The 21,916-nt window shown below is 64.1% G+C and carries 12 protein-coding genes and 6 pseudogenes; 12 read left to right on the forward strand and 6 right to left on the reverse strand.

All coding sequences use genetic code 11. The features are described from left to right. The first annotated feature begins 6 nt into the window (after positions 1-6). Positions 7-999, forward strand: coding sequence for a UDP-glucose 4-epimerase GalE (galE, locus tag ACSKB8_RS16475; protein WP_438105239.1), 993 nt, complete (start codon positions 7-9; stop codon positions 997-999). Positions 1,000-1,042: 43 nt separating this feature from the next. Here the strand turns inward: galE and ACSKB8_RS16480 are convergent, their stop codons facing one another. Further along, entirely contained in the window at positions 1,043-1,171 is a 129-nt protein-coding gene (locus ACSKB8_RS16480; protein WP_438105240.1) for a hypothetical protein, read from the reverse strand. 56 nt (positions 1,172-1,227) lie between these two features. Here ACSKB8_RS16480 and ACSKB8_RS16485 point away from each other — a divergent pair, with 56 nt between their 5' ends. Further along, positions 1,228-1,569, forward strand: coding sequence for a hypothetical protein (locus ACSKB8_RS16485; protein WP_438105242.1), 342 nt, complete (start codon positions 1,228-1,230; stop codon positions 1,567-1,569). Here the strand turns inward: ACSKB8_RS16485 and ACSKB8_RS16490 are convergent. After that, positions 1,543-5,657, reverse strand: a pseudogene (locus ACSKB8_RS16490) (bifunctional diguanylate cyclase/phosphodiesterase). The gene ACSKB8_RS16485 and the pseudogene ACSKB8_RS16490 overlap by 27 nt on opposite strands. 296 nt (positions 5,658-5,953) lie before the next feature. Here ACSKB8_RS16490 and ACSKB8_RS16495 point away from each other — a divergent pair. The 3 genes and pseudogenes from ACSKB8_RS16495 (at position 5,954) to ACSKB8_RS16505 (ending at position 9,197) form a co-directional block, all read left to right on the forward strand. Then, positions 5,954-7,007, forward strand: a pseudogene (locus ACSKB8_RS16495) (Ldh family oxidoreductase). 21 nt (positions 7,008-7,028) lie between these two features. Continuing rightward, positions 7,029-8,396 (forward strand): LLM class flavin-dependent oxidoreductase, encoded by a 1,368-nt coding sequence (locus ACSKB8_RS16500; RefSeq protein WP_438105243.1) that lies wholly within the window; start codon positions 7,029-7,031, stop codon positions 8,394-8,396. A 15-nt stretch (positions 8,397-8,411) separates the two neighbouring features. Then, positions 8,412-9,197, forward strand: a complete 786-nt coding sequence (locus ACSKB8_RS16505) for a fumarylacetoacetate hydrolase family protein (protein ID WP_438105244.1) — start codon at positions 8,412-8,414, stop codon at positions 9,195-9,197. A gap of 1 nt (position 9,198) precedes the next feature. Here ACSKB8_RS16505 and ACSKB8_RS16510 read toward each other — a convergent pair. Then, positions 9,199-10,120, reverse strand: a pseudogene (locus ACSKB8_RS16510) (LysR substrate-binding domain-containing protein). 108 nt (positions 10,121-10,228) lie between these two features. Here ACSKB8_RS16510 and ACSKB8_RS16515 point away from each other — a divergent pair. From ACSKB8_RS16515 to ACSKB8_RS16525, 3 genes are all read left to right on the forward strand, one after another. Continuing rightward, positions 10,229-10,654 carry a hypothetical protein gene (locus tag ACSKB8_RS16515; RefSeq protein ID WP_438105245.1) on the forward strand — a complete coding sequence of 142 codons (426 nt, stop codon included), beginning with the start codon at positions 10,229-10,231 and terminating at the stop codon, positions 10,652-10,654. Positions 10,655-10,728: 74 nt separating this feature from the next. Further along, a complete protein-coding gene (locus ACSKB8_RS16520; RefSeq protein WP_438105246.1) occupies positions 10,729-11,325 on the forward strand; it encodes a hypothetical protein in 597 nt (198 codons plus the stop codon). A 65-nt stretch (positions 11,326-11,390) separates the two neighbouring features. Then, positions 11,391-12,155 (forward strand): MFS transporter, encoded by a 765-nt coding sequence (locus ACSKB8_RS16525; protein ID WP_438105248.1) that lies wholly within the window; start codon positions 11,391-11,393, stop codon positions 12,153-12,155. Between the two features lie 25 nt (positions 12,156-12,180). Here ACSKB8_RS16525 and ACSKB8_RS16530 read toward each other — a convergent pair whose 3' ends face one another. Next, positions 12,181-12,636 (reverse strand): Lrp/AsnC family transcriptional regulator, encoded by a 456-nt coding sequence (locus ACSKB8_RS16530; RefSeq protein WP_091887029.1) that lies wholly within the window; start codon positions 12,634-12,636, stop codon positions 12,181-12,183. A gap of 154 nt (positions 12,637-12,790) precedes the next feature. On the opposite strand from ACSKB8_RS16530, the pseudogene ACSKB8_RS16535 reads away from it, so the two are divergent. Continuing rightward, a pseudogene (locus tag ACSKB8_RS16535) lies at positions 12,791-16,221 on the forward strand (indolepyruvate ferredoxin oxidoreductase family protein). A gap of 12 nt (positions 16,222-16,233) precedes the next feature. Here the strand turns inward: ACSKB8_RS16535 and ACSKB8_RS16540 are convergent. Further along, the gene (locus ACSKB8_RS16540) at positions 16,234-17,145 is read right to left on the reverse strand and encodes a LysR family transcriptional regulator (RefSeq protein WP_438105250.1); all 912 of its coding nucleotides are present in this window, start codon (positions 17,143-17,145) and stop codon (positions 16,234-16,236) included. A 300-nt stretch (positions 17,146-17,445) separates the two neighbouring features. Between ACSKB8_RS16540 and ACSKB8_RS16545 the strand changes: the two genes are divergently transcribed. From ACSKB8_RS16545 to ACSKB8_RS16555, 3 genes and pseudogenes are all read left to right on the forward strand, one after another. Beyond that, on the forward strand, positions 17,446-18,627 hold the full coding sequence (locus tag ACSKB8_RS16545) for an HlyD family secretion protein (protein ID WP_438105251.1): 1,182 nt from the start codon (positions 17,446-17,448) through the stop codon (positions 18,625-18,627). Between the two features lie 16 nt (positions 18,628-18,643). Then, a pseudogene (locus ACSKB8_RS16550) lies at positions 18,644-20,249 on the forward strand (MDR family MFS transporter). Between the two features lie 25 nt (positions 20,250-20,274). Then, positions 20,275-20,735: pseudogene (locus ACSKB8_RS16555) on the forward strand (carboxymuconolactone decarboxylase family protein). Positions 20,736-20,881: 146 nt separating this feature from the next. On the opposite strand, the gene ACSKB8_RS16560 reads toward ACSKB8_RS16555, so the two are convergent. Then, a complete protein-coding gene (locus tag ACSKB8_RS16560; RefSeq protein WP_438105253.1) occupies positions 20,882-21,742 on the reverse strand; it encodes a D-amino-acid transaminase in 861 nt (286 codons plus the stop codon). Between the last annotated feature and the right edge of the window lie 174 nt (positions 21,743-21,916).

Below are 21,916 nucleotides of genomic sequence, written 5' to 3' on the forward strand. Positions count from 1 at the left end.
GACGACATGACCGACCGACCGACCGTCCTCGTCACCGGGGGCGCAGGCTATATTGGCTCGCATGCGTGCCGCGCACTGACCGCCGCCGGCTATCAACCCGTCGTTTATGACAATCTCTCGACAGGTCATCGCAGTTTCGTTACCGGCCCGCTGGTGACGGGCGATCTGCTCGACGGCACGGCGCTGGCGCGCGCCTTCGCCGATTACAACATTACGGCGGTGATGCATTTCGCGGCGGCGAGCCTGGTCGGGGAGTCCATGACCGACCCGCAGAAATATTACATCAACAACGTGCAGGGCACGCTGTCGCTGTTGCAGGCCATGCGCAACGCGAACTGCCGTCGCATCGTGTTCTCCTCGACCGGTGCCGTCTACGGCAACGCCGATTCCAAGGAACTGCCGGAAGACTTTCCCTGCGCGCCGATCAACCCCTACGGCGCCTCGAAGTTGATGATCGAGCGCATGCTCGCCGATTACCGCACGGCCTATGGCTTCGGCGCGTTCTGCTTGCGCTATTTCAACGCCAGCGGCGCCGACCCGGCCGGCGGCATCGGCGAGCTGCGCGACAATGAAACCCATCTCATTCCGCGCGCGATGATGGCACTTCAGGGCCATATCGAGTTCGCCGTATTCGGCGACGACTACGACACGCCCGACGGCACCGCGATCCGCGACTACATCCACGTTACCGACCTCGCGGCGGCGCATGTCGCGGCACTAAAGCTTCTGGAGCAGGGGCATGCCGGCGGCAGCTTCAATCTCGGCACCGGCTCCGGCTTCTCCGTTCGCGAGATCCTCAACGCCATCAGGCAGGAGACCGGACGCGAGGTGCCGCACACCATCAAGCCGCGCCGCCCCGGCGATCCCACCTATCTGGTCGCGGATCCCTCCGCTGCGAAGAAGGTGCTCAACTTCGTGCCCCATCACTCCGACCTGCCGACGATCATCCGCACCGCCTGGGCTTGGCACCAGAAGGCGCATCCGTTCAGATCGCGTTAGGCAATCGCGGCACCCGCAGCTTGTCTGCCGTGCCTCGAAACGGCTAGAATGGATATTCGCTGCCGCCGTTGGCGCATCGCTGACGGCCGCACGTTTTCGCATTGCCGACGATGATGTCGGCTTGCATGGCTCGGCCCATTTGCGCGAGCTGATTTTTCCGAACGAAGGCCACGATCAAATCCGCCTGCCGGCCTATCATCGGGCGTGGATTGAGGGAGTATCGACCGCATGCATCAGGCTGCACGCCTGGAGTTCGAGCGCGTGATGGAAGAGTTCGCCCGCTGGCAGGTCGTGCCCGAGGGCGAGCGTTCCCCCGCGCCGGCCTGGTGGTGGGGGCCTGCGATGGCGGTGCTCGACGACAATGAGCCGATGGGTTGCGCATGGTGCGCCGAGCTCGGCTTGAACGAGGAGTTGAGCTTCGCCGAGGGCGCGCGCAGCATTCTCGCCCTGTTCGTCGAGCAGACGTCGCTGACTGGACCGCAGGAGTTTCCAAACAAGTCCGAGGCCGGAGAACACGCCGTCCGCGAGCTGCACCCGCAGCCGTCAGACGACAGCGCGTTTCAGCCGTAACGCTGCGGCCTCCTCGACGGCCGGATCCCGCTCCGGCTGGAGCGGTGGCGCCACGGGCAGAACCATCGGCCGCAGCAGTTCGGCCATCTGTCGCGGCGGCAGCGGCTTGGCGATCAGATAGCCCTGCATCTCGTCGCAGCCATGGGTGCGCAGGAACGCCTCCTGCTCGGCATTCTCGACGCCTTCGGCGACGACAGTCATGCCGAGCGCCTTGCCCATGCTGATGATCGCCTGCGCGATCGCCTGGTCTTCCGAATCCTGCGGCAGGTCGCGCACGAAGGAGCGGTCGATTTTGATGGTGTCGATCGGGAAGTGCTTCATCAGCGACATCGACGAATAGCCGGTACCGAAATCGTCGATGGCGAGGCGAATGCCACGGCTCTGGATGGCATCGAGCACCTTGAGCGCGCGCCCGACATTGCGCATCATCATGCTCTCGGTGACCTCCAACTGGAGCAGCACCGGCGACATGCCGCTGGCGGCGAGCGCCTCGTCGACGTCCTGCAACAGATGCTCGTCGGCGAACTGGCGCGGCGACAGGTTGACCGCCATCGACAGCGGCAGCAGGCCGCGGCGCTGCCAGGCCATGGCCTGCGCGCAGGCTTCATTCAGCACCCAGCGGCCGATCGGCACGATCAGCCCGGTCTCCTCCGCAAGCGGAATGAATTGCGCCGGCGAGACATTGCCGAGATCGGGATGCGTCCAGCGCAGCAGCGCTTCCACGCCCGTGATCTGGCCGGTCTCCATATCCACCTTGGGCTGGTAGTTCAGCGAAAACTGCTCGCGCTCCAGCGCCCGGCGCAGCGCGCTCTCCAGTGACAGACGTTCGATCGACTGCGTCTTCACTTCCTTGGAGAAGAAGCGATAGCCGTTCTTGCCGTCTTCCTTGGCGAGATACATCGCCATGTCGGCATTCTTGGTCAGCGTCTGCGCGTCGGAGCCGTTGGCCGGATACATCGCGATGCCGATCGAGGCCGTGGTATGGCACTCGTGGCCGGCCAGCTCCGTGGGCTCGGCGAGCGCGGCGAGCAGCCCGCTGGCGATGCGCTGGACGTCGTCGATCTCGCCGCACTGGTCGAGGATCACCACGAACTCGTCGCCGCCGAGCCGTGCCACCACGTCGCTTGACCGCAGCGCGCCGCGCAGGCGATTCGCCACTTCGAGCAGGAGCAGGTCGCCAGCCTCGTGACCCAGCGAATCGTTAATGACTTTGAAGCGGTCGAGATCGATGAACAGCACCGCAAAACGGTGATCGTGGCGCTGCGCCGCGTCGATCGCCTCGCGCAGCAATCCGTTGAACGTCTCGCGGTTCGGCAGGTCCGTCAGGCTGTCATGCGAGGCGAGGTATTCGATCCGCTCATCCGCCTTGTTCTTCTCATCGGCGCGATCGAAATTCTCCATCGCAAAGGCGACGTTGTCGGCGAGGCGCTGCAATAGCTCGACGAACTCGGCCGTGAACGTGTCCTTTTCGGTCGACATGTAGATCATGACGCCAACAGCCAGATCGTGAACGACGAGCGGAATCGCCGCGCCCGAGCGCGCACCGTCGCCGCGAACGATGGCGTGGAAGGCGCTCACGCGCTGGTCGTTGAGATAGTCGTTGCTGATGCAGGGCTGCCGGATTCGGAACGCTGTGCCGGCCATGCCCCGGCCTTCGGGGCGCTCGGGATCGACCGAGAGGCGGACATTGCGCGTGGTGTCGGACGACGGTCCGGCGCTGGCGACGATCTTGAGCTGGTCGCTGTCGGCGCTGGCGAGCGCAATCGTCGTCGAGGTGAACTTGGCGCCGTTCGATGCGGCGAGGCACACGAGCTCGAACAATTCGGCGCGCGATTTCGCCCGCATGATCGCCTCGTTGGTCGCGCTCAGCGCCGCGAACATGCGGGTCAGGCGCTCTTTCTGCGCCTCGGTGCGGGCCTTTTCCTCGGCGCGATCGAAGTTGTCGAGCGCGAAGGAGACGTTTTCGGCAAGGCGAGCCAGCAGCTCGACCAGATCGGGCGTGAATGTATCCTCCTCCGGAGCAAGGAACAGCAGAATGCCGATCGGCTCCTGGCCGGCGCGCAGAAGCGGGAAGCTGGCAGCGGCGCGGGTCCCGTCCTCGACTGCCTTGGAGTGCCAATGTGCCGAGCGCGGGTCGTTCATATAGTCGTTGATGACACTGGGCCGGCACGTCCGCAGCGAGGTTCCGATGATCCCCTGGCCCTCGGGATGATCTGGGAAATCGCGCAGGTGCGCCCGACCATTCGCTCCTGAAGCCGCCCCTTCACGGCGACGACCCGGACCAGCTCACGTGTCTCGTCGATGATTCCAATCGTCGCCGATGCGAACATACCGCCCAGCACGGCCGCCTGACATGCGACCTCGAACAGCTCCTCGCGGGTCTCGGCGCGCATGATGGCTTCGTTGGTGGCGCTCAACGCCGCGAACATGCCGCTCAGCCGGTCTCGCTGCTTGTCGGCCTTCGCCTTCTCCTCGGCGCGGTCGAGATTTGCGATCGCAAATGACACATTGCGAGCGAGCCGTTCCAGCAGTTCGACCAATTCCGGCGTGAACGTGCCGATCTCAAGGGAATTGAACAGAAACACGCCCTCCGCGCGTTCGCCATTGAGCAACGGCAGCGCAGCGGAGGACTTGACGCCGGTGCGGCGGGCACTGTCGTGCCAGGGCTTGAGGCGCTCGTCGGCGAACAGGTCGTTGGTGAGGCACGGCTGCCCGGTGCGGAAGCACGTGCCGGTCAGGCCTCTTCCCTCCGGCACCTTGTCGGTCGTGGCGAATTTGAGCCTGCGTACTTCATCGGAGTTCGGCCCTGCAGAGGCGACGACCCGCAGCAGCTCGGAGGCAGGCTCGGCAAGCGCGATCGTCGCCGAGCCGAACTTGCCGCCTTGCACCGAAGCTTCGCATACGAGATCGAACAGCTCGGCACGCGATGTGGCCCGGATGATCGCTTCATTGGTGGCGCTCAGCGCGGCGTACATGCGCGCGAGCCGTTCCTCCTCGCGCGCGATCTGCGCCTTCTCTTCGTCGCGATCGAAGTTCTCGAGCGCAAAGCACACGTTCTCGGTCATGCGCAGCAACAGCGCGACGATGCCCTCGTCCTTCGCCCAGGACTTGCTGACGAAGAAGAACATCACGCCGACGCTGGTTCCGCGCTTGATCAGTGGCGCGGCGACGCAGGCGACCGCGCCGGCATTGATGTTGGCTCGCTCCCAGGTCGTTCCCTTGGTGCGACCGACGAGATCGTCTTCGACCATCGCCTTCTGCGTCCGGAAGACCTGGCCGGAGATGCCCCGACCGTGAGGATTGTCTGGATCGACCGAGTAGCGCGCCTGCCTGATCAGGTCGAGATTTTGTCCGGTTGCGGCCACCGGCGTCAGCCAGTGCGAGTTCTCCTCGCGCAGCAACACGAAAGTCGCCAGCGATTTGCCGCCATGCACTGCTGCGTCGCAGACCCGCTGATACAAATCCAATTCGGTGCCGGCTTTGAGGATTGCTTCGTTCGTCGCGCTCAGCGCCCCAAACATGCGATTGAGCCGCCGCATCGCCGCCTCGCTGTCCCGGCGCGCTCCTTCTCGCTCGAAATTCTCGATCGCATAGGAGATATTGGCCGACATGCGCTCGAACAGCGACACCATCTGCTCGTCCAGCGAGCCGGCTTCGCGGCGAGTCACGTAGAGCACGCCGACGCTGTTGCCATTGCAGAGCAGCGGCAGCGCCGCGGCCGCGCCGATATGGGCCTTGGCCGCCCCCTCGCGCCACGCCAGCGAACGCGGGTCGTTCAGATAATCGTTGCTGATGCACAGCTTCTGATCGCGAAACGCCTCGCCACCGACGCCGGATCCTTCGGGCGTGCCTGCTTCCGTCGTGATCATGATCGAGCGCAGCCGCGCAACGTCGTCGCCGCAACCGGCCGCAAAATGCAGCCGCCGGCAATCTGGTCCGACCAGGAATACGGCGACGGCCAAGAAGTCCCCACTCGAAAACCCGGCGTCGCAGACCTTCTGGTACAGCTCGTCCGGCGATTTCGCGTAGAGGATCGCTTCGTTGATGGCGCTCAACGCCGCAAAGGTGCGCGCGAGTGTCGTCGGCACGATCTCAGCTCCCGGGCATTTCTGCCCATTTCTCCCGGGTGACTTTATGAATGCCGATCGCCTAAGTGGTCGTTATTGCGCGCTGCAAACCGTCGATCAAAGTGAATGAGCTGCGAACGACTGGCGCCAAACTGTCAAAAATACCGCCGCACGGGATGAATCTTCGACCAAAGACGCGCTCTCTGTACGAATTTGCAGCCCTGTATTGGTTTACGGGAGATTGATATCGCAGCGGCGCTTTGAGACGATGGCACCCAACAAGCAGCCTGTTAAGGGCATCAAGCCGAGGGAACGCCATGCCGATCGTCAGGGCCGATCGCCTCACGCGCATCAGCGCCGCACTGCTCCGTGCCGCCGGAGCGTCCGAGGAAGAGGCCGACGCAGTCGCCACCGGCTGCGTCAACGCCAATCTCGCCGGCCATGACTTCGCACGGCGTGATCGCCGTTCCCACCTATATCGACCGCATCAAGGCCGGACACATCGTGCCCGGCGCCAAATGGACCATCGTCCAGGAATTGCCGACCACGACCGTGATCGACGGCCATTGGGGATTCGGCTTCCACGTCAACGCAAAGGCGATGGCGCTGACCATCGAGAAGGCAAGGACGGCGAACGTCGCCGCCTGCACCGTGTTCCGGCAAAGCCATGTCGGCCGCCTTGCCGCCTATCCGTTGATGGCGATGCGCGAAGGCATGATCGGGATTGCGACCGCGGATTCCGGGCGCTCGCCGAAGCACGTCGCCCCGTTCGGCGGCAAGGAAGCGCGGCTCGGCACCAACCCGATCTCGATCGCGGTGCCGTCCGACCTCGACGCGCCGTTCTATCTGGACATGGCGACCTCGGCGGTGGCGGCCGGCAAGGTCCAGCTCGCCGTCGCCCGCGGCGAAGAAATTCCAACGGGATGGATCATCGATGCCGAGGGGCGGCATACCACCGATCCGACCCAATACCGCAAGGGCGGCGCGCTGCTGCCGCTCGGCGGCACCGAAGGCTACAAGGGCAGCGGACTTGCTGCCATGGTCGAGGTGCTATGCGGCCTGCTCACCGGTCTCGGCTTCGGCGTCGAGCCCACCGGGCGGCACAATGATGGATGCTTCATGGCGGTGTTCAACGTCGCGGCCTTCCGTCCGCTGCAGGAGTTCAAGCGTGAAGTCGCCGAGTTTGCACGCTACCTCAAATCGACACCGCCGTCCGAGGGCAGCAAGGGCGTGTTCTATCCCGGCGAGATCGAGGGCCTGCGCGAGCAGCAACGCCTGCGCGACGGCATCGAGATCGAGGATGCCACTTGGGAGAAGCTGCGCGCGCTGGCGCGCGAGTACAGGCTCGACACCGTCCTCGATCTGGCCTGACGGCATCAGGAGAACAGCAGCATGACGCGGCAGATGGTACTGGTCGGCTTCCTCCAGGCGCAGAACTGCACGAACTTGCCGAGTTCCTGGCGGCATCCGGACTCGCGCAACGATTCCATGTCGGCGGATTACTATCAGGAGATCGCGAAGATCCTCGAGGCCGGCAAGTTCCACATGGCCTTCTTCGACGATCGCCTGGCGATGCCGGACCGCTACGGTAACGATCACGCCCATACCGTCGAATACGGCATCCGCTGCGTGAAGATGGACCCGCTGATCGTGCTGACCACGATGGGCATGGTCACCGAGAAGCTCGGCCTTGGCGCAACCTGCTCGACCACCTATTACGAGCCGTTCGACGTCGCCCGGCGCTTTGCAACGCTCGACCTGATGTCCGGCGGGCGTGCCGGCTGGAACGTCGTCACCTCGCTCAATGACGGCGAGGCGCTCAATATGGGGCGCGACTCCCACCCCGAACATGATTCCCGCTACGACCGCGCCGACGAGTTCATGGAGGTCGTGCTCGGCCATTGGGACACCTGGGAGGACGGCGCGCTCATCATGGACAAGCAAAGCGGCCGCTTTGCCGATCCGGCCAAGGTCAAGCGGCTCGATCACAAGGGGCCGGCCTTCAAGTCACGCGGACCGTTCACCGTGCCGCGCTCGGACCAGGGCCATCCCGTGATCATCCAGGCCGGCGCGTCGGGCCGCGGCCAACGCTTTGCGGGGCGATGGGGCGAAGTGATCTTCACCGCCGCGCGCAACCTCGCCGCCGCCAAGGACGGCTATGCTTCCGTGCACAACGAAGCCGCCAAGGCTGGCCGCGATCCCGACCAGATGTTCCTCTGCAACTTGACGACGCCGGTCTGCGCGGCGACCAGGGCGGAGGCTGAGGACAAGATGGCGCTGATCAAGAAGCTGCCGCTCGAGATCGACGCGCTGTCGCTGCTGGCCGAAGCGCTCAACTATGACTTCGCCTCCAAGGATCTCGACGAGCCGCTGACGACGGAAGAACTGAAGAGCATGCAGGGCATCTTGGGCATTCGCGACGGCGTGCTGAAGAATTCGGGCAAGAGCAATCCGAGCGCGCGTGACTTCGTCACCTTCTCCGGCCGCGGCCAGGTCCAGGACGCAATGGTAGGTGGGCCCAAGGAGATCGCGGACAAGCTGGAGGAGATGTTCGTCGAGCACGGCTGCGACGGTTTTGTTATCGCCGCGACTTACGTGCCCGGCTCCTACGCGGACTTCGTGCAACACATCGTGCCGGAATTGCAGCGGCGCGGGCTGTTTCAGAAGGAGTACCGCGGCAAGACGTTGCGGGACAATCTCGGGCTGAAGCGTCCGGCCGCAGGTGCCTGGAAGACGCGGCCCCGCGATGCCGCGGAATAATGACGAGGACCGGACATGCGTTGGCTGAAATTCACCGCGTCGGACAAGACATCCTGGGGCCTCGTCGAGGGTCACCAGGTGATCGCCGTCGACGGCGATCCCTTCGGTGAATGGCAGCGCACCTCGCGCACGCATTCGCTGGCACAGGTCAAGATCGAGCTGCCACTGATCCCGCGCACCTTCTATTGCGTCGGCCTAAACTATCTGAAGCACCTGAAGGAGGCCGCCGACAAACGCGGCGAGGTACCGGCGGTGCCCGACCGGCCCGAAATCGGCTATCGCGCGCAGAACGCGCTGATCGCGCACGATGAGGAGGTCGTGATCCCGTCCTTTGCGACGGACAGGATCCACTATGAGGGCGAGCTCGTCGTCGTCATCGGCAAGAAGGTGAAACATCTCACCGAAGCGAACGCGATGGATTGCGTGTTCGGCTACACCATCGGCAACGACGTCAGCGAGCGCAGCTGGCAGAAAGCGGACCGCAGCCTGTGGCGCTCGAAGAACGCCGACACGTTCAAGCCGATGGGACCGTGGATCGAGACCGAGGCCGATCTCGAAAAGATGGAGACCATCGTCCGGGTCAACGCCAAGGAGACCAATCGCTTCCATACCAACGACATGATCTTCGGCGTGGTGCCGTTCCTGGTCGAGCTGACGAAGTATTTTACGCTGTGGCCCGGCGACGTGATCTGGATGGGCACCGACGGCGCCTCGCCGGATATCAAGCACGGCGATGTCGTGGAGATCGAGATCGCCGGCATCGGCACGTTGCGGAACAGGTTCGTGCGGGAGGGGCAATAGCTCAGCGCGCGGCCCTGGATCGGCCCTTCACATGATCGATGAAGGCTCGAAGCTTCGGCATGATTTGTCGATGGCTGGGATAGTAGAGAAACACCCCCGGCGTCATCGGCGCGAATTTCTCCAGCACGGCGACGAGTTTTCCCGTTCTGACGGCGTCGGTCGCCAGCGGCCCTGGCACTTGCGCAAGGCCGACGCCTTCGACGGCGGCACCTAACATCGTCGGGAAGTCGTTGGCGATGAAGGGTCCCGCAACGGCAATCTCGATCGAACGACCGCCGTCGTTGAGCGACCAGGGTGCGAGCGCACCGTTTGATCGCCGCAATCTCAGGCATGCGTGCTCGCGCAGATCGTCCGGCCGCCGGGGCCGGCCGCGACGTTCGAGGTAGGCCGGGCTGCCGACGATCAGGAAAGGCAACGGCTTCGTCAGGCGGACCGCAACCATGTCCGGGGAGATGAACTGCCCCATCCTGATGCCGGCATCGAAACCTCCAGCGGCGAGGTCGACCAGCTCTTCGCTTGCAGCAAGCTCCACCTCGATCTCCGGAAAGGCCTGACAGAACGAGGCGACTAGAGGCTCCAGCAGAATCGGCACGACCGAGCGCGGCACCGTGAGACGCAAGAGCCCGGCCGGTCGCTGTCCGAGGTCGCGCGCGGCCCCGCTTGCCGCGACGAGCTCCTCGAAGGCAGGCCTTGCGCGCGCAAAGAACCGTTCGCCGGCCTCGGTCAGACTGACGCTGCGAGTTCGTGCGCAGGAACAGCACGGCGCCGACGCGTGCTTCGAGTGCGCGCACCGCCTGGCTGATCGCCGACGGCGTGACCCCGAGCTCAGCAGCCGCCCGGCGGAAACTGCGGTGGTGGGCGACGCTCAGGAACGCCTCCACACCGTCGAGCGCACCTTGCCGGACTGTGAAGTTCTGCTTCATGGCCTATCAATATTATCGCGAATAGTCGCTCTCGCAAAGACGGCCTTACATCAGGATCGCAAATGCGCCGCGCCGCTGGGTGCGCCTGACATTCGCGACATCGCGGCAATGGCCGTGATCAGAGAGATGAAACCGATGAAGGCAATCCGCAACATCGTCCTGGCGCTCACCCTCACACTGACAGGTGTTACCTCCATGGCAGAGCCATCCCTTGCCCAAGCACAAACCACGTCACCGACAACCGGCGTGATGGTCATTCTGACTGTCAAGCCCGGCATCACACGCGAACAGGTCATGGCGGTGATGCCTGATGAAATCAGGCAAACCACCCAGCTCTATCTCAACGGGATGGTTCGCGAATGGTATTCGCGGTCCGATGGGCGCGGAGCCGTCTTCCTGCTGAACGTCAAGGATGTCGCCGAAGGGCACGCCATCATGGAAGGCCTGCCGCTGGCGAAGCAGAACCTCATCGACCACGAGTACATCGCGGTCGGTCCGCTCATGCCGCTCCGTCTGCTCATGGCCAAACCCTGAGCGTCGCCACGTCGAGCCGGATTGATAGGCATCGTCCCGGCTCGACAGCATGGTCAATCATAGGGAATCCGAACGTGCCGCCGAACTTCAATCTTCCATTCGTTCTCAGCGTCGCCGGCGCTTTCCTGACCAGCTCGGTGGTCGCTGCCATCTATGTTTGGCCGGCGATCCGCGTGATGCCGCGCTATGACGCCCTGAGACTCATCGCAGCTTTCCATGCGTTCAGGTTCTTGGGAATGAACTTCATGGTGACCGGGTTCGTCTCTGCGGAGTTGAGTTCGCGCTTTGCCGCCGAGGTGGGATGGGGTGATCTTATCGCTGCTGTCCTCGCGCTTCTGTCGATGGCGGCTCTCTCGTGGCGATGGTCGATCGCCATCCCGGTGGTCTGGATCTTCAACGTCTGGGGGACGCTTGACCTCCTGAACGCGTACTACATGGGCGCGACAAAGATCCCGGATCCCGGCCTGTTCGGCGCCGGCATTTATATCCCCACACTTTACGTACCACTGCTGCTCGTCGGCCACGCCCTTGCCTTCATGATTCTGCTCAGGGCCGGAACAGAGAAAAAAGTCCGTGACCTCGGACAGGATCGCGATCGGTCGGGTGCCGGCCGCGATGCTGCCCTTGCACACGCCCGCAACCACGGCGTTCCAAATGGAGTGAGCACATGAGCACCGATGCTGTTTCCGCCACCATGACTGCCCAGCGTCCCCTCTGGCTCAGCCTGACCTGGACCGTGCCGTTCGCCCTGCTGTGGACCTGGTTGATCATCGCGCTACCCGCACTTCCGGAGAGCGGCTTTCCTGCGCTTGGCGTTCGGTTGATGACCCATGGACTCATTGCGCTCGGCTTGTGGCTCTGCCTCGAAAACACGGAATTGGCGCCGGCACAGCGCCGGGCAACCTGGTTGGCCCTGATGGTCCCCTTCACGCTCTGGGCAGCCGTCACCTGGACCGCAGCCATCAACGGCGCATTCGGCACCGGCGCTTCGCCCTTGCCGCTGCTTCCGGCGGCGATCCTGCTGCCGGTAATCGTCGGTGCGCCGGTGTTGCTGTCGTCGAAGCGGATCGGACAATTACTCGATGCAATGCCGACGACCTGGCTCGTCGCCCTTCAACTCTACCGCATCTTCGGCAGCCAATGGCTGGCTTACTGGCTGCGCGGGCTGCTGCCGGGATTGTGGGCGCTACCGGCAGGAACCGGCGATGTGCTGACTGGCCTGCTTGCCGTGCCGGCGGCCATGGCTTTGGCAACCGGGACAGCTGACGGGCGGAAGGCAGGCATCTTCTGGAACGTCTTGGGCCTGGCGGACTTGGCTGTCGCGATCACCTTGGGGATGATCATGTCGCCGGGCCCGCTCCAGCTGATCATTCCGGACGGCCCGAGCATGGCGCTGGACCGTTTTCCGAACGTGCTGACCCCTGCCTTCGTCGTGCCATGCTCGATCCTGTTGCATCTCCTCTCGTTGCGCCAACTGCGCCGACGGTCGGAGACGGTGTGAGCCACGGATCCCTGGCGACATTGCTTCAAAACGGCAGCGCCACGCCGGTCTTGATCTCCTTCAGCACCACGTTGCTGCGGACGTAGCGGATGCCGGGGATGCGGAACATGAACTCGTCCAAGAACCTATTGTAGGCGGCCATGTCCTGCACGACGACGCGCAAGTGATAATCGGCATCGCCCGTGGTCGCAAAACACTCCAGCACCTCGCGGCGCTTGGTGACGCGAGACACAAACTCGTCGACGAACTTCGCGTCATGCCGCTCCAGCGAGACGTGGAGGATGGCTGACATCGCGAAGCCCGCCCGCTCGCGATCGATCAGCGCGGCGTAGCCGCGGATGACGCGGCTTTCCTCCAGCGCGCGCACCCGCCGCCAGCAGGCCGAGGTGGACATGCCGACCTCGTCGGCAAGCTGCTGGTTGGTGGCGCGGCCATCCTTCTGGAGGTGCGCAAGAATCCGCGTGTCCTGCTCTTCGATCATGAAATCCCGCCAAACTGGATAATTCCACCGAATAATAGGCCAAATCGGGCATATCTACCAGAACGAAGCTCCTATCAGGAAAGATAGGTAAGACCTACCAGCCGCCCGGGCCTAACCTCTGCTGATCCGGCAGGGAATGCCGCGGGAGGTCCGCATGGACGCCATTCCGACCCTCGACACCTACGAACTCTCCGACCGCTACGACCGTGAGGAAGGCCGTGTCTTCCTGACCGGCACACAGGCGATCGTCCGTGTCGCACTCGACCAGGTCAGGCGCGATCGCGCGCGCGGCCTTAACACCGCCGGCTTCATCTCCGGCTATCGCGGCTCGCCGCTCGGCGGCATCGATCTCGAGCTCTGGCGCATCCCGGAACGGCTCAAGCGTGACCGCATCGAATTCCTCCCCGCCGTGAACGAAGACCTCGCCGCGACCGCAGTGCTCGGCTCGCAGCAGGTCGAGACGCAAGCCGACCGCGAGGTCGATGGCGTGTTCGGGCTCTGGTACGGCAAGGGCCCTGGCGTCGATCGCTCCGGCGATGCGCTCAAGCACGGCAACGCCTATGGCTCCTCGCCGCATGGCGGCGTGCTGGTGGTTGCAGGCGACGACCATGGCTGCGTTTCGTCCTCGATGCCGCACCAGTCCGACGTTGCCTTCATGAGCTGGTTCATGCCGACGCTGCACCCCGCAAGCGTCAGCGAATACCTCGCATTCGGCGAATATGGCTACGCGCTGAGCCGCTTCTCCGGCATGTGGGTCGGCTTCAAGGCGATTTCGGAGATCGTGGAGTCGGGCGCCTCCGTGGCGCTAAGCCCGCCCCGCGACTTCCGCGCGCCCGACTTCACGCCGCCACCGGGCGGCCTGCACTATCGCTGGCCCGACCTGCCGGGACCGCAGATCGAGGAGCGGCTGGAAGCGAAGAAGCACGCCGTCTACGCCTTTGCGAAGGCCAATCCGATCGACAGGCACATCTACGACATTCCGAACGCAACCTACGGCATCGTTACCACGGGCAAGGCGCATCTCGACCTGATGGAAGCGCTGCGGCTGTTGGGCCTCGATGAAGCGGCCTGCCGCAGCATCGGCATCGACGTTTACAAGGTCGGCATGGTCTGGCCGCTGGCGCTGCATGACGCGATGGAATTCGTGAAGGGCAAGCGCGAGATTCTCGTGGTCGAGGAGAAGCGCGGCATCATCGAGAGCCAGTTCAAGGAATATTTCTACGACTATCCCGGCGAGAAGCCCGAGCGCATGGTCGGCAAGCACGACGAGCAAGGGGCGCGGCTGATCTCCTGGATCGGCGAATTGTCGCCGCGCGCGCTGACTGCCGTTCTGGCGCGGCGGCTCGACCCGATGTTTCCGGGCCTCAATCTCGCCGCGCGGGCGGCTGCCTTGATGCCGGAGGCGGCACGCACGATCAACGTCCCAGGGGCGACGCGCACACCCTATTTCTGCTCGGGATGTCCGCACAACATTTCGACCAAGGTGCCGGAGGGATCGAAGGCACTGGCCGGCATCGGTTGCCATTTCATGGCAAGCTGGATGGACCGCGAGACCTCCTCGTTGATCCAGATGGGCGGCGAGGGCGTGAACTGGGCGGCTTCATCGAAATTCACCGGCCACAAGCACGTGTTCCAGAATCTCGGTGAAGGCACCTATTATCACTCCGGCTCGATGGCGATCCGGCAGGCGATCGCCGCCAAGGCCAACATCACCTACAAGATCCTGTTCAACGATGCCGTGGCGATGACCGGCGGCCAGCCGGTCGACGGGCCCATCAGCGTGCATGCCATCGCTCACAGCGTCCGCGCCGAAGGTGTTGAGCGCATCGCGCTGGTGTCGGACCATCCCGCGCAATTTTCTCTGCCCGACCTGCCAGCCGGCGTCACAATCCATCCCCGCGAGGAGATGGACGCCGTGCAGCGCGAACTGCGCGGCGTGCCCGGCGTCTCCGTGCTGATCTACCAGCAGACCTGCGCCACCGAGAAGCGGCGGCGGCGCAAGCGCGGCCAGATGGACGACCCGAAGCGCTTCGCCTACATCAATGATCTCGTCTGCGAAGGTTGCGGCGATTGCTCGGTCGAGTCCAACTGTCTCAGCGTCGAGCCGAAGGAAACGCCGTTCGGCCGCAAGCGCCAGATCAATCTGTCGGCCTGCAACAAGGACTTTTCCTGCCTCAACGGTTTCTGTCCCAGCTTTGTTACCGTCGAGGGCGCGACGCGCCGGAAGAAGACCGCGAGCCAGATCGACGCGATCGGCCGCGCCGCGACGCTTCCCCTGCCCGTCTTCGCAACGCTCGACCGGCCCTATGACCTGCTGGTGACCGGCGTCGGCGGCACCGGCGTGATCACGGTCGGTGCGCTGATCGGTATGGCCGCGCATCTCGAACGAAGCGGCGTCTCGGTGCTGGATTTTACCGGCTTTGCGCAAAAATTCGGGCCCGTGCTGAGCTACATCCGGCTTGCCGCTTCCCCCGAGGTGCTGCACCAGGTGCGCATCGACCAGGGCGCGGCCGATGCGCTGATCGGCTGCGACCTTGTCGTGAGCTCCTCGCCGAAGGCCTCCGGCACCTATCGCCGCGGCACACGTGCCGCGATCAATACCGCGGAGATGCCGACCGGCGACGTCGTCCGCTTCCGCGACGCCGACCTCGCCTCGCCTGCCCGCCTGCGCGCGATCAGCCGCGTGATCGGCGACAACAATCTCGACACGCTCAACGCGAATGCGCTGGCCGAACGGCTGCTCGGCGATGCCGTCTATGCCAACATCATCATGCTGGGCTTTGCCTGGCAGCACGGACTGGTGCCGGTCTCGCTGCAAGCGCTGCTGCGCGCGATCGAGCTCAACGGCGTCGCCATCGAGCACAACAAGCAGGCTTTCGCCTGGGCCGCATCGCCGCTGCCGATCCGGAATTTCTGCCGAAGACGGACGATATGTCAACGGTCGAGACACTCGACCAGCTCATTGAACGCCGCGCCGATTTCCTCACCGCCTATCAGGATGAGGCCTATGCAGCGCGCTATCGGGCGATCGTCGCGAAGGTCCGCCGCGCCGAGGCTGTCCTGAGCAGCGAGGCCCTGACCGATGCGGTGGCCCGCGCCCTGTTCAAGCTGATGGCCTACAAGGACGAATACGAGGTGGCGCGGCTGCACATGCAGAGCGGCTTCATCGACGAATTGAAGCGCGAGTTCGAGGACGGCTTCAGCATCCACTATCACCTTGCCCCGCCATTCCTGCCGTCAAGGCGCGACGCACGTGGACGTCCGCGCAAGCGCGCCTTCGGGCAGTGGATCCAGATGCCGCTCGCCATGCTGGCGCGATTGAAGGGGCTGCGCGGAACACCGTTCGATCCATTCGGCTACACCGCCGAACGGCGCGCCGAGCGGGAGCTGATCGCCTGGTACGAGGACCTGATCGACCGGATGCTCGGCGAGCTCGACGCGGCACGCCTGGCAGATCTCATCGTCGTGGCCAAGGCCCCCATGAACATCCGCGGTTATGGGCCCGTGAAAGAGGCTGCGATCGCGTCGGTCAAGGCGGAGGTCGAATCCCTGCTGGCCCAGCCGATAACGGCGCGAGCGGCCTGACCGCCGCGCCGCTCATGAATAGGGATTGATCAGCTTCTGCTGCTCGGCGCTGTGATGCACGAGCATGTCGACGAAGGTCCTGACCTTCGCCGACAGATGGTGGCGGTGCGGATAGACCGCGTTCATCGACATCTCGACCGGGCGATATTCGGGCAGGAGCCGAACGAGGTGGCCCGCTTCAAGATCGTCCTGAACCAGAAACCCGGCCATCAGGCAGACAGCCGCCCCGTCCAGCGCGACTTTCCGCAGCGCTTCCCCGCTATTGGTGACGAAGCGGCCGGAGATGCGTACCGAGGCCGGAGCACCCTTGCGGTCGAAGAAGCGCCACTCGTCGCCAAAAGGATAGTTCAAGTGACGGGCACAATGGTGCGCGGCGAGTTCGTCGAGCTTCTGAACGCGACCATGCCTCTCGAGATAATCGTGCGAACAGCACAGCACGTGCCGCCAGGTGGCGAGACTGCGCACGATCAGGCTCGAATCCGGAGGCGCGGTCATACGCAGGGCAACGTCATAGCCTTCCTCGATGAGATCGACGTCGGCTTCGCCCATGCGCAGGTCGATCTTGAGCTCCGGATAAGTCGACAGGAGCTGCGCCACCACCGGCGCGACGAACGGCACCATATGCGTGGCGACGTGGATGCGCAGCGTACCGCGGGGCACCGACTGCAATTCGCTCGCGATGTCGTCGGCCTGCTCGAGATCGGCGAGGATCTGCGTGGCGCGGTCGTAATAGGCCTTGCCGATCTCGGTGAGGCTGACCTTGCGCGTGGTGCGATTGAGCAGCCGTACGCCGAGCCGGTCCTCCAGCGCCTGGACGTGGTTGCTCACCATGCTGGTCGACATGTTGAGCTTGCGGGCTGCTGCGGAAAAGCCGCCGGTCTCGACCACCCGGCTGAAGACTTCGAGGCTGGTCAATCGGTCCATGCCGCCTGATTATCCGCTCTTGATCGATAATCGCAAGGAATTCGCCGGGATTATCTAACAGATCACCCAGGCGGTCTCGTCCGCCTACAGATTCGCGCGGCGTGGGCCCTCGTTAGCAGCAATTGCGCGACAGCTGCGGCAATCGCTCTGGGGCAGTGGCACATCCGGTTCGGTAGACCTCAGACATCAAGGTGATATCCCCGGACTATCCACCCTTAATGGATAATCCTTCCGGTATTTAGCCGATTATCACCGGAGCTGGAAAGACAGATAGTCTCGGCACGCCGATAGGAGACCGCCATGTCCGAAATGCCGCGCACCGAAAACTTCCAGCAAGCAACTGAAATCATTGATGTTTATTCCAAGATGCCGCCGCGCCTGCCGGCCCGGACTTTGGTCCGGCGCGCGGCGTTGGTGCTCGCACTCCTCGCAGGAACGGCAACAATCGTCTATTTCGGACACGACTATTGGACCATCGGCCGCTACCTCGAATCCACCGACGACGCCTATGTGAAGGCCGATTCCACGATCATCGCGCCTAAGGTCTCCGGCTACATCGCGAAGGTGCTGGTCGGCGACAACGAGAAGGTCAAAGCGGGCCAGCCGCTAGCCAAAATCGACGATCGTGACTTCAAGGCAGCACTCGACCAGGCCCGCGCCGATGTCGGCGCCGGCGAAGCCTCGGTGCGCAACATCGATGCCCAGCTCGAATTGCAGCAGCCGATCATCGCCCAGAGCACCGCCGACGCCACTGCTGCGGACGCCAATTTGAAATTCGCCCAGGAGGAACGCGCCCGCTACGACGATCTGATGAAGTCGGGCTCAGGCACGATCCAGCGCGCGCAGCAGGCCGATGCGGCGCTGCGCGCCAGCACCGCGCAATTGCAGCACGCCAAATCCGGCCTCTTGGCGGCGCAGCGCAAGGTCGACGTGCTCACCACCCAGCGCGCCCAGGCGACGGCCCAGCTCGAGCGCGCCCGTGCGGTGGCGCAGCAGGCGGCGCTGAACCTGTCCTACACCGAGATCACCGCGCCGGTCGACGGCACGGTTGGCGCACGTTCGCTGCGCGTCGGCCAGTACGTGCAGGCCGGCACACAGCTGATGGCCGTGGTGCCACTCGATGCGGTCTATGTCGTTGCGAACTTCAAGGAGACTCAGCTCACGCATATGCGTCCCGGCCAGCCGGTCGAGCTGCGCGTCGACAGCTTCCGCAGCCAGCCCCTGCGCGGCCATATCGACAGCCTGTCGCCGGCGAGCGGGCTCGAATTCGCCCTGCTGCCGCCGGACAACGCCACCGGCAATTTCACCAAGATCGTGCAGCGCATGCCGGTGAAGATCGTGCTCGACGATCATCACCTCACCGGCTTGCTGCGCCCCGGCATGTCCGCGGTGCCGACCGTCGACACCAAGCAGGCGGTGCTGGCCGAACGCGAGACGGCCAGGCATCTCGCCGACAACACATCCCGCCCGAACGGCGGCTGAAGCTGACGAGGCTTCCATGAGCACGCTCCAACCCGCCCTCAACGCCGCAGCCGGCCTCCCCGCCCCTGCTGCGCCCGCCACGCCGGCGGTTTCCGCAAGAACATGGATCGCCGTGATCGGTGCGACACTGGGCGCCTTCATGGCGGTGCTGAACATCCAGATCGTCAACGCCTCGCTGGCCGACATCCAGGGTGCGATCGGCGCCGGCATCGACGACGGCGGCTGGATCTCGACCTCCTATCTGATCGCCGAGATCGTGGTGATCCCGCTCTCCGGCTGGCTCGCGCAGGTATTCTCGATCCGCATCTATCTGCTCACCAACGCGATCCTGTTTCTGGCTCTGTCCGCGGCCTGCGCGCTGGCGCAGGATCTGTCGCAGATGATCGTGCTGCGCGCGGTGCAGGGCTTCACCGGCGGCGTGCTGATTCCGATGGCCTTCACGCTGATCATCACGTTGCTGCCGCGCGGAAAACAGCCGGTGGGCCTTGCCCTGTTCGCGCTGTCGGCGACCTTCGCACCCGCGATCGGCCCGACCATCGGCGGCTATCTCACCGAGAATTTCGGCTGGCAATACATCTTCTACGTCAACCTCGTGCCCGGCGCGATCATGGTCGGCATGCTCTGGTACGCGCTCGACGCAAGGCCGATGAAGCTTTCGCTCCTGCGCGAGGGCGACTGGGCTGGCATCGTCACCATGGCAATCGGCCTGTCCGCGCTCCAGACCGTGCTGGAGGAAGGCAACAAGGACGACTGGTTCGGCTCGCCCTTCATCGTGAAACTGTCGGTGATCGCCGTCGTTGCGCTGACTGCGTTCCTGATCATCGAGCTCACGGTCAAGAAGCCGCTCCTGAACCTTCGTCGTGCGCCGCAATTTCGGCTTCGGCATGCTCGCAAACTTCCTGCTCGGCGTCGCGCTCTACGGCTCGGTCTTCATCCTGCCGCAATATCTGGCTCGCATCCAGGGCTACAACGCCGAGCAGATCGGCTTTGTGCTGGCATGGACCGGGCTGCCGCAACTCATGCTGATTCCGCTGGTGCCGCGGCTGATGCAGAAGTTCGACGCGCGGATCATTATCGGTGTCGGTTTCGTCCTTTTCGCGGCCTCCAACTTCATGAACATCACCATGACCAGCAACTATGCCGCCGATCAGTTGCTCTGGCCCAATGTGGTTCGGGCGATCGGCCAGGCGCTGGTGATGGCTCCCCTGTCGGCCGTCGCGACATCAGGCATCGAGCCGGAGAATGCCGGCTCGGCGTCCGGCCTGTTCAACATGATGCGCAATCTCGGCGGGGCCGTCGGCATCGCGCTGCTGCAGACCGTGCTGACCAAGCGCGAGCAGTATCACTCCCACGTGCTGATGCAGTCGGTCTCGGTGTTCGAGCAGGCGACGCGCACGCGGCTGGAGCAGCTCACGCAATATTTCATCAATCACGGCATCCTCGATCATGTGGATGCGTCGCATCGCGCCTATGTCGCGATCGGTCGTATCGTGCAGAAGCAGGCCTATATCCTAGCCTTCAGCGACACCTTCTATCTGCTCGGCGCGGCGCTGATCGTTGCCCTGATCGCGGCTCTGTTCCTGAAGAAGCCCGGCCAGGCTTCCGCCGGCGGAGCCCACTGACCTCACCCCTGAAAGGAGAACGACCATGAAGCCCCGCATGAACTACTACCAGGCCGCGCCCGACACGATCAAAGCACTGATGGCGCTGGAGACGCAGATCCAGTCGACGGGCCTGGAGAAATCACTGATCGAGCTCGTCAAGATCAGGGCCTCGCAGATCAACGGCTGCGCCTATTGCATCAACATGCACACCGAGGACGCCCGCAAGCGCGGCGAGACCGAGCAGCGCATCGATCTGCTCAACGCCTGGCGCGAATCCCCGCTCATTCCGACCGCGAGCGCGCCGCGCTGGCCTGGACGGAAGCGGTGACGCTGATCTCGCAGACGCATGCGCCGGACGACGTCTACGAGCAGGTCCGGGCACATTTCTCCGAGGAGGAGACCGTGAACCTGACCATGCTGATCGGCGCCATCAACGCCTGGAACAGGATTGCGATCTCGTTCCGCGCGGTTCACCCGGTGAAGGTGAAGGCGTCCGTGGCATGAGGGGGAGTTGCCGTCGCAACTCACTCCGCCGTCATGCGCCGCGCAGGCGGGGCATCCAGTACGCCGCGGCCTCTCGATCCAATCAGGACCGTCTCGGAGTACTGGATCGCCCGGTCAAGCCGGGCGATGACAGCGAAGTATGTGGGCTAAACCGCCGTCGCCTTGGCGAACTCCACATAGATCTCGCGCAGCCGCGTTGCCATCGGGCCGGGCTTGCCGTCGCCGATCTTCTTGCCGTCGATCGCGACCACCGGCTGGACGAACAGTGAGGCCGACGTCGCAAAAGCCTCCTTGGCGGCGAGCGCCTCGGCCACCGTGAAAGAACGCTCCTCGACGCGGAGCTGGCGCTCTTCGGCGAGCGCCACCACGGCCTTGCGAGTGCAGCCCGGCAGAATCGCGTTGGAGTTCTTGCGGGTCACGATGACGTCGTCCTGTGTCAGGATGAACGCCGAGGACGAGCCGCCTTCGGTGACATAACCGTCTTCCAGCATCCAGGCTTCGCCGGCGCCGGCTTCGGCCGCGGCCTGCTTCGCCAGCACCTGCGCCAGCAGCGCGACGCTCTTGATGTCGCGCCGCTCCCAGCGGATGTCGGGCACGGTGATCACGTTGATGCCGGTCTTCGCCGACGCCGCGTTGATGATGTCCTTCTCGGAGGTGAACATCACCAGGCTCGACTTGACGTCGCCCTTGGGAAACGCGAAGTCGCGGCCCTTGTCGGCGCCGCGCGTCACCTGGAGGTAGACGAGACCGCTCTCGACCTTGTTGCGCGCGATCAGCTCTTTCTGGAGCTCGGTGATGCGCTCGACCGTCTCCGGCAGCCTCAAGCTGATCTCGCCGACCGAGCGCTCCAGCCGGGCCAGATGCGACGCGTTGTCGACCAGCTTGCCGTCGAGCACGGCCGAGACCTCATAGATGCCATCGGCGAACAGGAAGCCGCGATCGAGGATCGAGACTTTCGCGTTCGAGAGCGGGACGAATGAGCCGTTGACGTAGGCGATCGAGTCCAAGGCAGGTCTCCTGGCGGGAAATGGGATTTGACGCGCTTATACGCGAAATGGGGGGAGCGATCACCCATCTATTCGTCATTCCTGGGCATTCACAAAACGAATGAGCTATGATGCGCAATTGCGCATCTGAGAATCCGTTTCACCTCGTGGCCTGCCGCCCGATGGATTCCGGCC

Source organism: Bradyrhizobium sp. BR 1432, from assembly GCF_051547705.1.
Taxonomy (GTDB): Bacteria; Pseudomonadota; Alphaproteobacteria; order Rhizobiales; family Xanthobacteraceae; genus Bradyrhizobium; species Bradyrhizobium zhanjiangense.

Excerpts from the sequence above, each read along its gene's own strand:
- ACSKB8_RS16505 (WP_438105244.1), top strand. The coding sequence starts at position 8,412 with ATGCGTTGGCTGAAATTCACCGCGTCGGACAAGACATCCTGGGGCCTC.
- ACSKB8_RS16530 (WP_091887029.1), bottom strand. The coding sequence starts at position 12,636 with ATGATCGAAGAGCAGGACACGCGGATTCTTGCGCACCTCCAGAAGGAT.
- ACSKB8_RS16545 (WP_438105251.1), top strand. The coding sequence starts at position 17,446 with ATGTCCGAAATGCCGCGCACCGAAAACTTCCAGCAAGCAACTGAAATC.
- ACSKB8_RS16485 (WP_438105242.1), top strand. The coding sequence starts at position 1,228 with ATGCATCAGGCTGCACGCCTGGAGTTCGAGCGCGTGATGGAAGAGTTC.
- ACSKB8_RS16540 (WP_438105250.1), bottom strand. The coding sequence starts at position 17,145 with ATGGACCGATTGACCAGCCTCGAAGTCTTCAGCCGGGTGGTCGAGACC.
- ACSKB8_RS16500 (WP_438105243.1), top strand. The coding sequence starts at position 7,029 with ATGACGCGGCAGATGGTACTGGTCGGCTTCCTCCAGGCGCAGAACTGC.
- galE (WP_438105239.1), top strand. The coding sequence starts at position 7 with ATGACCGACCGACCGACCGTCCTCGTCACCGGGGGCGCAGGCTATATT.
- ACSKB8_RS16515 (WP_438105245.1), top strand. The coding sequence starts at position 10,229 with ATGGCCGTGATCAGAGAGATGAAACCGATGAAGGCAATCCGCAACATC.